10 protein-coding genes are annotated in these 10099 nt (G+C 70.4%); 7 read left to right on the top strand and 3 right to left on the bottom strand.

Annotated elements, in window-relative coordinates; translation table 11 throughout:
* Positions 1–751 (bottom strand): transcriptional regulator CynR (gene cynR, locus E4099_RS06250; RefSeq protein ID WP_135337937.1); only part of this gene is annotated, 751 nt, incomplete at its 3' end.
* A gap of 125 nt (positions 752–876) precedes the next feature.
* Between cynR and E4099_RS06245 the strand changes: the two genes are divergently transcribed.
* From E4099_RS06245 to E4099_RS06220, 6 genes are all read left to right on the top strand, one after another.
* Positions 877–1482, top strand: a complete 606-nt coding sequence (locus E4099_RS06245) for a carbonic anhydrase (RefSeq protein WP_135337936.1) — start codon at positions 877–879, stop codon at positions 1480–1482.
* A gap of 147 nt (positions 1483–1629) precedes the next feature.
* Positions 1630–2100 (top strand): cyanase, encoded by a 471-nt coding sequence (gene cynS / locus E4099_RS06240; protein ID WP_135337935.1) that lies wholly within the window; start codon positions 1630–1632, stop codon positions 2098–2100.
* A gap of 135 nt (positions 2101–2235) precedes the next feature.
* Positions 2236–2733 carry a nucleoside deaminase gene (locus E4099_RS06235; RefSeq protein WP_135337934.1) on the top strand — a complete coding sequence of 166 codons (498 nt, stop codon included), beginning with the start codon at positions 2236–2238 and terminating at the stop codon, positions 2731–2733.
* A 247-nt stretch (positions 2734–2980) separates the two neighbouring features.
* Positions 2981–4081, top strand: a complete 1101-nt coding sequence (locus tag E4099_RS06230; protein ID WP_135337933.1) for an NADH:flavin oxidoreductase/NADH oxidase — start codon at positions 2981–2983, stop codon at positions 4079–4081.
* A 413-nt stretch (positions 4082–4494) separates the two neighbouring features.
* Positions 4495–6684 carry a catalase/peroxidase HPI gene (gene katG / locus E4099_RS06225; RefSeq protein ID WP_135337932.1) on the top strand — a complete coding sequence of 730 codons (2190 nt, stop codon included), beginning with the start codon at positions 4495–4497 and terminating at the stop codon, positions 6682–6684.
* 327 nt (positions 6685–7011) lie between these two features.
* Positions 7012–8286, top strand: coding sequence for a hypothetical protein (locus E4099_RS06220; protein ID WP_135337931.1), 1275 nt, complete (start codon positions 7012–7014; stop codon positions 8284–8286).
* Between the two features lie 218 nt (positions 8287–8504).
* Here E4099_RS06220 and E4099_RS06215 read toward each other — a convergent pair whose 3' ends face one another.
* Positions 8505–9305: an SDR family NAD(P)-dependent oxidoreductase gene (locus E4099_RS06215; protein ID WP_135337930.1), complete on the bottom strand. Its 801-nt coding sequence runs from the start codon at positions 9303–9305 to the stop codon at positions 8505–8507.
* 168 nt (positions 9306–9473) lie between these two features.
* Here E4099_RS06215 and E4099_RS06210 point away from each other — a divergent pair, with 168 nt between their 5' ends.
* Positions 9474–9794, top strand: a complete 321-nt coding sequence (locus E4099_RS06210; protein WP_386390902.1) for a DUF3140 domain-containing protein — start codon at positions 9474–9476, stop codon at positions 9792–9794.
* A gap of 70 nt (positions 9795–9864) precedes the next feature.
* On the opposite strand, the gene E4099_RS06205 is transcribed toward E4099_RS06210, so the two are convergent.
* Positions 9865–10065, bottom strand: coding sequence for a hypothetical protein (locus tag E4099_RS06205; RefSeq protein WP_135337928.1), 201 nt, complete (start codon positions 10063–10065; stop codon positions 9865–9867).
* Positions 10066–10099: the final 34 nt, after the last annotated feature.

Below are 10099 nucleotides of genomic sequence, written 5' to 3'. Positions count from 1 at the left end.
GGTCGTGGGTGATGGCGTCGGGCAGGACGGTGGCCAGGGGGGTGCGCTGAACGATTTCGGTGAGGGCCTGGATGGAGTTGGCCTCGACCGCGATACGGGGAGCGGCCCGGTGCCTGGTGAGGTAGGCGTCGACATGGGTGCGGGTGGCGAAGTCGCCGCTCAGCAGGGCGAGCTGCATGTCGTCGAGGGCCCGCACGGGTACGGGGGCCGGCCGTACGGGGGAACGCTGGGTGGCGGTGACGAGGCTCAGGGTCTCGGTGAACAGCGGCGTGGGGGTGATGCCGGGCAGGTGGGCCCCGGTGAAGGCGATGCCGATGTCGAGGTCGTCCGCGAGCAGAGCGGCTTCGACGCGGTCCTGGGTCATCTCGGTCAGGGACAGCCGGATGCCGAGGTGGTGGGCATGGAGCTCGGCGGTGAGCGGGCCGATGAGGTAGGCGGAGAAGGTGGGAGTGGCACCCAGCCGCAGGTGGCCGCGGGCGAGGTTCTGGACGTCGTGGACGGCTCGTTCGGCGGCAGCCAGGTCGCGCAGTGCGCGGCGGGCGTGGTCGGTGTACACGGCGCCGGCGTCGGTGAGCCGCACCGCGCGGCCGGTGCGGTCCAGCAGCTGCACGCCCAGGGTCCGTTCCAGCTGCTTGATCTGCTGGGACAGCGTGGGCTGGGAGATGTGCAGCTCTTCCGCCGCACGGGTGAAGTTGCCGTGTTCGGCGACGGCGAGCAGATAGCGCAGGTGACGTAGTTCCAGGACGGCCACGGAAGCAACTATAGACGTGACCACTAGCTCCTATGGCGAGTTGCTCTTGGACTCTATAGACGCAGGTCGTGCATGGTGGATTTCACCAGCCCGCAGGGGCCGCCCGCCGCCGAAGGGAGTGACCCATGCAGGACCTCGCCGAGGGCGTCGCCCGTTTCCAGCGGGACGTCTTCCCGGCCAAGGCGGATCTCTTCAGCCACCTGGCCGCGCATCACGCGCCGCACACGCTGTTCATCGGCTGCTCGGACGCCCGCGTCGTACCCGAGCTGATCACCCAGGGCGAGCCGGGCGAGCTCTTCGTCATCCGCACCGCCGGCAACCTCGTCCCCGCCTACACCCCCGGCGCCAACGGGGTGACGGCCAGCATCGAGTACGCCGTCAGTGTGCTGGGCGTGACCGACATCGTGCTGTGCGGGCACTCCGCCTGCGGCGCGATGACCGCCCTGGCCGAAGGCCACGACCTGTCCGGCGCACCGGTGGTCGCCGACTGGCTGCGGCACGCGGACGCCGCCGTGGCCCGCACCGCCCACATGGCGGCAGGTCCGGAGAAGGTGGGAGCCCTGGTCCGCCAGAACGTGTACGCCCAGCTGACGAACCTGACCACCCATCCCTCGATCGCCCGGGCGCAGGCGGAGAAGAGGGTGACCCTGCACGGCTGGGTCTTCGATATCGCCACCGGACGCGTCGAAGCGCTCGACGTCGCCGGCGCGGGCACCGCTCTCGCCTCCTGACCGACGCCCGACCCGAACCCCGCCCGGGCCCTGCCCCGCGGCGCTGTCGCCGTCCCGCCGGCAGCACGACACGCCGGAACACCAAACCCGAACCTGCCGCTTCCGCCTTCCCCACGGACCGGCGCCCCCAGAAAAAGGAGCACTCCCATGGTGCACGCCCAGTTCGACTCCACCGCCCGCGAGGCCGTCGCCGCCCAGGCCGTCGAGGCCAAGACCCGCAAGAACGTCTCCTGGCAGCAGATCGCCGACGCCGCCGGCCTGTCGGTGGCTTTCACCACCGCCGCGGTCCTCGGCCAGCACCCCCTGCCGGAGCGGTCCGCGAAGGCCGTGGCCGAGCTGCTGGGCCTGGACCAGGACGCGGTGACGCTGCTGCAGACCATCCCCACCCGCGGCTCGATCCCCGGCGGTATCCCCACCGACCCGACCATCTACCGCTTCTACGAGATGCTCCAGGTCTACGGCACCACGCTCAAGGCCCTGGTCCACGAGCAGTTCGGCGACGGCATCATCTCCGCGATCAACTTCAAGCTGGACGTGAAGAAGGTCGCCGACCCCGAAGGCGGCGAGCGCGCCGTCATCACCCTGGACGGCAAGTACCTGCCGACCAAGCCGTTCTGATCCCAAGGCCGCGTGATACGCCGGGCAGCACAGCGGGGCGGGCCGGACCCCCATCCCGGCCGGCCTGCCCCGCACCGCCCGGCGCACCCGTACCGCCGCGAGGCGGCCCACCCCCCACCTCTCCGGAGCATCTCCATGGACTTCCTCCAGCGCACCATCGACATCGCCCGGGCCAACGTCGCCGAGGGCGGCCGGCCCTTCGCCACCGTCATCGTCAAGGACGGCGAGATCCTGGCCGAATCGCCGAACAGGGTCGCGCAGACAGGCGACCCCACCGCCCACGCGGAGATCCTCGCCATCCGCGAGGCATGCACGAAGCTGGGCACCGAGCACCTGACCGGCACCACCATCTACGTCTTGGCCCACCCCTGCCCGATGTGCCTGGGCGCGCTGTACTACTGCTCCCCGGACGAGGTGGTCTTCCTCACCACCCGCGACGCCTACGAGCCGCACTACGTGGACGACCGCAAGTACTTCGAGCTGAACACCTTCTACGAGGAGTTCGGCAAGAACTGGGACCAGCGCCGACTGCCGATGCGCCACGAGCCCCGTGCGGAGGCCGTGGACGTCTACACGTTCTGGCAGGAGCGCAACGGCGGTGAGCGCCGCGTGGCCGGTGCCCCCACCACCTGAGGCGAAGCCGCCACCGCACCCCGCTCGACCTGCGCTTCAGCGGGTCCAGCGGGGTGCGGCGGCATCCGTGGTGAGAACACAGAGCGGCGCCCTCCCCCGCCCGGGACCGGGCTCCATGTCGCACGCCGCTATCCCGCTGGAACAAATAAGAAGCGCGTGCAATTATTGAGAGTGCGTCGCGCAGTCGGCGTCGGTTGATCACCACCCTCCACAGGCCCCCGGCCACGCAGGCAGAAGGAGTTCCCCGTTGACCTCTCTCTTCACCCCCTTCACCCTCAGGTCGGTGGCCATCCCCAATCGCATCTGGATGGCGGCGATGTGCCAGTACAGCGCGACACCGGAAGGGGACACGGCCGGCGTCCCGACGGACTGGCATTTCGCGCACCTGGCCGCCCGAGCCGCGGGCGGTACCGGTCTGATCATCACCGAGGCCACGGCCATCAGCCCCGAGGGCCGGATCAGCCCCTACGACCTGGGCATATGGAACGACACACAGGTCGCCGCGTTCCAGCGCATCACCGCGTTCCTCAAGACGCAGGGCACGGTCCCCGCCGTCCAACTCGCCCACGCCGGGCGCAAGGCCTCCACCGAGCGCACCTGGGTCGACCGCGGGCGCCCGATCGGCCCTGACGAGCCGTACGGGTGGACCCCGGTCGGCCCCAGCGCGATCCCCTTCAGCGCGTCCTCGACCGTCCCCAGGGAACTGGCCACCTCCGAGATCCGGGAGATCGTCCAGCAGTTCGCCGACGCCGCCGAACGTGCTCTGGCAGCAGGATTCGAGGTCATCGAGATCCACGGTGCGCACGGCTATCTGATCCACGAGTTCCTCTCCCCCCACAGCAACCACCGCACCGACGAGTACGGCGGCTCCTTCGAGGGCCGGACCCGGTTCGCCCTGGAGGTCGTCGAGGCGGTCCGCTCCGTGTGGCCCGCGGACCTGCCGGTCTTCTTCCGCATCTCCGCCACGGACTGGCTCACCGAGAACCCGGACGACGAGCGGACCGGCTGGACCGCGGACGACACCGTCCTCCTCGCCAAGGAACTCCAGGCCCGGGGCGTCGACCTCATGGACGTCTCCACCGGCGGCAACGCCCCCGACGCGAAGATCGAGTCCGGCCCCCACTACCAGGTGCCCTTCGCCGAGCGGATCCGCAACGAGACCGGCATGCCCGTGGCAGCCGTCGGCATGATCACCGATCCGGGGCCGGCCCAGGACGTCATCGCCTCCGGCCAGGCGGACGCCGTCCTACTCGGACGTGAGCTGCTGCGCAACCCGTACTGGGCTCGCCACGCCGCTGCCGAGCTCGGCGGCGAGGTCTCCTCCCCCATCCAGTACCACCGCGCATGACGAGCGTGCCTCGGTGACGATGCCGCGCTGGTCCGCGTCGCACCGCTGATGACGACTCCGGCACCGGGACCTCGGCCAGGTCCCGGTGCTCAGGCACGTCAGCGCGCGATCACGATCATCGTAAAAGCCGCCTTTCCCGCATGGCCCGCGGAGGCCGGGAGAGTCGTCGGCCATCGAGCCAAATCCCGCATTCACCCATGAATTCCAAAGTCCCGGTTACGCAAGGACACTCTGCGTGTTCTCGTGGCGGGGCGGTCTGTGGTGCGCGACCATACGGACGCCGACACCGGAACGGTCATCGGCATCGTCGTGAGCACAAGCGAGCGCGGACCGAATACCGACACCGGCAAGGCGAACGACGCCAAGAGCAGCAGCCAGCAGAAGGACGCACCACGACAGAAAGAAGGACGGACGTGTCCGGCAGCGAAAGCGAGAACCCGGCAATCCCCTCTCCGACCCCCACGGCGACTCGGCCCAGGACGAACCGGGACTGGTGGCCGAATCAGCTGGACCTCCAGGTTCTCCACCAGCATTCGCCCCGATCCAATCCGATGGGCGAGGACTTCGACTACGCGAAAGAGTTCGCCACCCTCGACGTCGACGCGCTGAAGCGGGACGTCTTCGAGGTGATGACGGTGTCCCAGGACTGGTGGCCTGCCGACTACGGCCACTACGGGCCGCTCTTCATCCGGATGAGTTGGCATTCCGCGGGAACGTATCGCATCGCTGACGGCCGAGGCGGTGGCGGCCGCGGAGCGCAGCGCTTCGCCCCGCTCAACAGCTGGCCGGACAACGCGAGCCTCGACAAGGCCCGCCGTTTGCTCTGGCCGGTCAAGCAGAAGTACGGCCGGAAAGTCTCCTGGGCCGACCTTCTCGTCTTCGCCGGCAACTGCGCCATGGAATCGATGGGATTCAAGACGTTCGGGTTCGCCTTCGGGCGCGAGGACATCTGGGAGCCCGAGGAGATCTTCTGGGGGCCCGAGGACACATGGCTGGGAGATGAGCGCTACAGCGGCGACAGGGAACTCGCCGGTCCTTTCGGCGCCGTGCAGATGGGACTGATCTACGTCAATCCGGAGGGGCCCAACGGCAACCCGGATCCCCTGGCCGCCGCCAGGGACATCCGCGAGACATTCGGGCGGATGGCGATGAACGACGAGGAGACGGCCGCGCTCATCGTCGGCGGCCACACCTTCGGCAAGTGCCACGGTGCGGTCGACGCCAGTTACATCGGCCCGGAACCCGAAGGCGCCCCCCTGGAGCAGCAAGGTCTCGGCTGGCGGAACACGTATGGCAGCGGCAGGGGCTCCGACGCGCTCACCAGTGGGCTTGAGGGCGCCTGGACCTCCCAGCCGACGCAGTGGGACAACGGGTACCTGGACAACCTGCTCGGGTACGACTGGCAGCTGACGTCGAGCCCCGCCGGCGCCAAGCAGTGGACTCCCACGGATCCGTCGGCCGCGGACACCGTGCCCGATGCCCATGACCCCTCGAAGCGGCACCCTCCCATGATGCTGACGACGGACCTCGCGCTGAAGATGGACCCGGTCTACAGGCCCATCATCGAGAGCTTCCACAAGAACCCCGACAAGCTCGCGATCGCGTTCGCCAAGGCGTGGTACAAGCTGCTCCACCGCGACATGGGACCCGTCTCGCGTTACCTCGGCCCGTGGATTCCCGAGCCGCAGTTGTGGCAGGACCCGGTCCCGGCGGTCGATCACGAACTGGTCGACGACGAGGACGTCGCCGCCCTCAAGGGCAGGATCCTCGGCTCCGGACTGTCCGTCGCCCAGCTGGTCACCACCGCCTGGGCGGCGGCGGCGAGCTTCCGCGGCACCGACAAGCGCGGCGGGGCCAACGGGGCACGGATTCGACTCGCGCCCCAGAAGGACTGGGAGGTCAACGACCTGCCCGAGATCGCCGAGGTGCTGCAGACCCTTGAGCGGATCCGACAGGACTTCAACCGCTCGCAGACCGGCGGAACGAAGGTCTCCCTCGCCGACCTGATCGTCCTGGCCGGGTGCGCGGCCGTCGAGAAGGCGGCGAAGGACGCCGGGCACGACATCACGGTCCCCTTCGCCCCAGGGCGAACGGACGCATCGCAGGAGCAGACGGACGTGGAGTCGTTCGCCGTGCTCGAACCCAAGGCGGACGGTTTCCGCAACTACCTCCGGGCAGGAGAGAAGCTGTCGCCGGAGACCCTCCTGCTGGACCGCGCCAACCTGCTGACACTCACCGCTCCCGAGATGACGGTCCTGGTCGGCGGCATGCGGGCGCTGAACGCCGGCTTCGGGGGGTCCCCGCACGGCGTCCTCACCCGCCGGCCGGAGACATTGACCACCGACTTCTTCGTCAACCTGCTCGACATGGGCACCGAGTGGAAGGCATCGACGTCGGCCGAGAACGTGTTCGACGGCCGAGATCGCGCCACGGGCGAGGTCACGTGGACCGCCACCGCCGTCGACCTCATCTTCGGCTCGCACTCCCAGCTCCGAGCGATCTCGGAGGTCTACGCCTCGGCGGACGCCGGAGCGAAGTTCGTGCGCGACTTCGTGGCAGCGTGGGACAAGGTGATGAACCTCGACCGGTTCGACCTCGCCTGAGCCCGGTGCCCCTGTCGGCCGCTCGTCGGCCGGCAGGGGCATCCTCACATCCCCGGAATCCGGCACCGAGGCCCCGACGAACGGGCCGCGCGCACAGCGGGGCGTGTCCCGCTGCGGGACATGGGCGTCGTTGGCGCCGTTCACCGCCGGCATCGCGACACTGACGCCCCGGTCGGCCCCGGTGCCGCAGGGGTTCGCGCCCCGCCTTGCCCTGTGCGGCCCCGTATGGCCGCGGCCCTCCCGGAGCGTCGTCCGCGTCCGCGGTGTGAGCCGCCCGGCCCGCGGCCGGCACAGCGCTGTCGGCGGCCGGGGCTACTGTGCTGCCGTATGAAGATCGAATCCCTTCTCGAGGACCTGGCGAGTGACGACACCGCGCGCGCGGAGGCCGCGGCCGCGTCGCTGGCGGAGCAGGCCGACTCCCTGGTGCCGGCGCTGCTGGGGAGTCTGGCCGGTGTGCGGCGGACCGCGGACCTGGAACCGGTGATACGGGCGTTGAGGCATATCGGGCCGCCGGCCTTCGACCTCCTGCTGGCGGCCTGGCGCCGGAAGGAGGTGTCGGACTGGCAGGCGGGCCGGCTCCTCGAGGTGTTCGACGAGCGCTGCGCCGACCAGTACGCGGCCCTGGCGGCCGATCCGGACCACGGCACGTCGGGCAACGGCTTCCAGGGACTCGTCAGGCTGCGGACGGACTCGGAGGCCGGACTGCGGGCCCTGGTGGACAGCTACGCCCGCGGCCGCCTCGTCCCCTACAAGGCGTCCGACTACGCCCGCCTGATGCACGACTCCTTCGGACCGCGGCTGCGCTCCCTGCGGCGCGACCCGGCCGCCACCCCCCGGACCCGGCGGGGCGCGATGGCCGCGCTGGTGGCCGGCGGTGGCGCCGACGCGCTCGACGACCGCGACCGCGCGGCGATCGAGCGACTGATCCAGGTGAAGATCCCGCACGAGGTCCCCCGGCTCCCGTCGTCCACCCTCAGCGGCTGGTGGATGGCCGTGCCCGGGGCGTCGTACGAGGGCGTTTTCGAGGCCCTGGACCTGCACGACCGGCGGCCCGTCACGGTCACCGCGGGCGTCCAGGCGGCGGAGAGCCAAGGGATCCGGGCAGCCGGGCGGGACGGCGCCGACCAGATGGTGGGGCGGGCCTTCGTCACCCCGGAACTGGACGGCTGGCGCCTGGTCTTCGGCCCCTTCGACCTGCTCGTCGGCGCCCTGTGGGAGAACATGGTCGAGACGGTCGAGCGGGTCAGCGCGCACTGCGGCCAGGCCCAGTTCTTCTTCCTGGACGACGCCGGCGGCTCGGACGTGTGGATGGTCGCCGAGAACGGAAGGGTGATCCGCCAGTACGCCGCCGAGAGCGACCCCGAATGGGAGGGCGACCCGCTGCCGTGGGAGACCCTCCAGGTCGACGACCCCGACTTCGATCCCGAGTACGACGAAGCCCCACCCAACGCCGGCACCACGGGTGCCCGGTCCGCCTGCCGGTACCTCTCGGTCGATCCGGGCGAGGTCGGCCCGGACACCGGCGTACGCGGTCACGGCTGGCTGGCCCTGACCGCCCCGGGCGTCGGCCACGGCGCGTTCCCCGGAACCCTGAGCATCTGAGAACACCACCGGCGGCCCGGGCCGGCCGCCCCGCCCCTTGGCGCCCCGCCCCCGCGGTCGCGGCGGCGGATGCCGCGGGTGGGAGCAATGTCGCCCGGATGGTGGACCTGATCACCGCCTGTGCCGCCGGATGCCGTCCGTTGCCGTGCCCCGCGCCCACCTGAGCACAGCGGCGGTGAACGCCTCGGACCGTGCGGTCACGGTCCGGGGCAGCCTGATCACTCCTGGTCACCGGAGCCGGGCTCGGCCATCTTCCGGTGCGCCTCGGCCTTGGCCTTGTCCGGGAGCACCTTGTTGGCGAGTGCCTGTGCCTTGGTCTTGGCGGAGCCGGCGACGACCTTCTCCTCACCGGCGAAGAGGGCGTCCAGGCCCTGGCGTGCGACCTGGGCGGGGTCGTCCTTGTCCTGCCGGCCGATCTTGGTGTCGTCCATGTCCGCGCGGTGGAAGAAGTCCGTGTCGGTCGGGCCGGGCATCAACGCGGTCAGCGTGATGCCGGTGTCCTTGAGTTCGTTGCTCAGGGCCTGGGTGAAGGACTGCAGAAACGACTTGGAGGCGTTGTACACGGCCTGGAAGCTGCCGGGCATGGTGGAGGCGATCGAGGACGTGACGAGAATGCGGCCCTCGTCCCGTGCGGCCATGTGGCGCACCACCCGTTTGGCGAGGTGGACGGTGGAGCGGACGTTGACGTCGATGATCTCCAGTTCGTCGGCCAGGTCGGTGTCCACGAACGCGCCGCCCTGTCCGACGCCGGCGTTCAGGACGGCGACGTCGAGCGGCCGGCCCAGGTTCGTGGCCGCCGTGCAGAGCGCCTCGGTCTCCTCGTGGACTCGCAGGTCGGCCCGGACGACTTTCACCTGGGCGCCGGTCGAGTGGAGCCGCTGGGCCGCCTGCTGGAGCCGCTCCTCGTTGGCGGCGTTGACGACCAGGTCGTAGCCGCGCTCGGCCAACTGCCTGGCCAGTTCGAAACCGATGCCGCTCGACGCGCCCGTGACGAGCGCGAGGGGCTTGGCGTCGCTCATGGCCCTGCTCCTTTCCGTTCGGGGAACCCGGGCGCCGGACCCCGGTCAAGCGCCCGGCGAGGGTGTCGGCGGTGGGTGGCGGCCAGGTTTGCCGGATGGCGCCGTGGCTACCCGTCGTCCGTCACATGGTCTCGGCTACGGAGGGTTGTCGTGGCAGGAGCGGAGCAGGTGAGTGACGAGTTGTGGGAAGAGTTCCACACCGTGGTGAACATGACGTCGCGCGAACTCCGGGAGTGGCTGAGTGTCGCCTCCGCCGGTGAGGAGACCGAGGAGGTGCCCGATGCGGCGGGTGATCCCACCAGCCGCCAGGTCCTCGGCGTCCTCGGCAAGCGGCGGACCGATCTGACCGAGGAGGACGTGCGGGTGATGCGCCGGGTCTGCGCCATCGTCCGGGGCGAGCGCGGAGCCGACATGGAACCCCAGGCCGGCGGTGTGCAGTGGCGGCACGGCCTGATGAACATCGGGCATGATCCACTCAAGCCCACCTGACACCGGCCGGTCGCCCACCGCCCGGTGCCTCGCGGACAGGGCGGTGCGGCTCCCTGGGTACGGCGGTCCCTCAAGGATGGTCCGGGCGCTGCTCGGGAGGGACCCCTCCGCCCCGTCCGCCGCCCTTGGAGCCCTTGTCCGTGCCGTGGGCCTCCTGGCTCCCGCCCGGGCCGACCCTGCTGTCCGTCCCCGTTTTGGTCTCGGCGGAGCCTTGGACGGTGGCGCCCTTCTTGCTGCGTCGCCTCTCCGGCTGCTGCGGATTCTTGCCCATGATGCCCTCCACACAGTGGCTGTGCTTCCGGGTT

The organism is Streptomyces palmae, assembly GCF_004684805.1.
Taxonomy (GTDB): domain Bacteria; phylum Actinomycetota; class Actinomycetes; order Streptomycetales; family Streptomycetaceae; genus Streptomyces; species Streptomyces palmae.
Note: the sequence above shows the minus strand (reverse complement) of the source record. Positions and strands in the feature narration are given on the sequence as shown.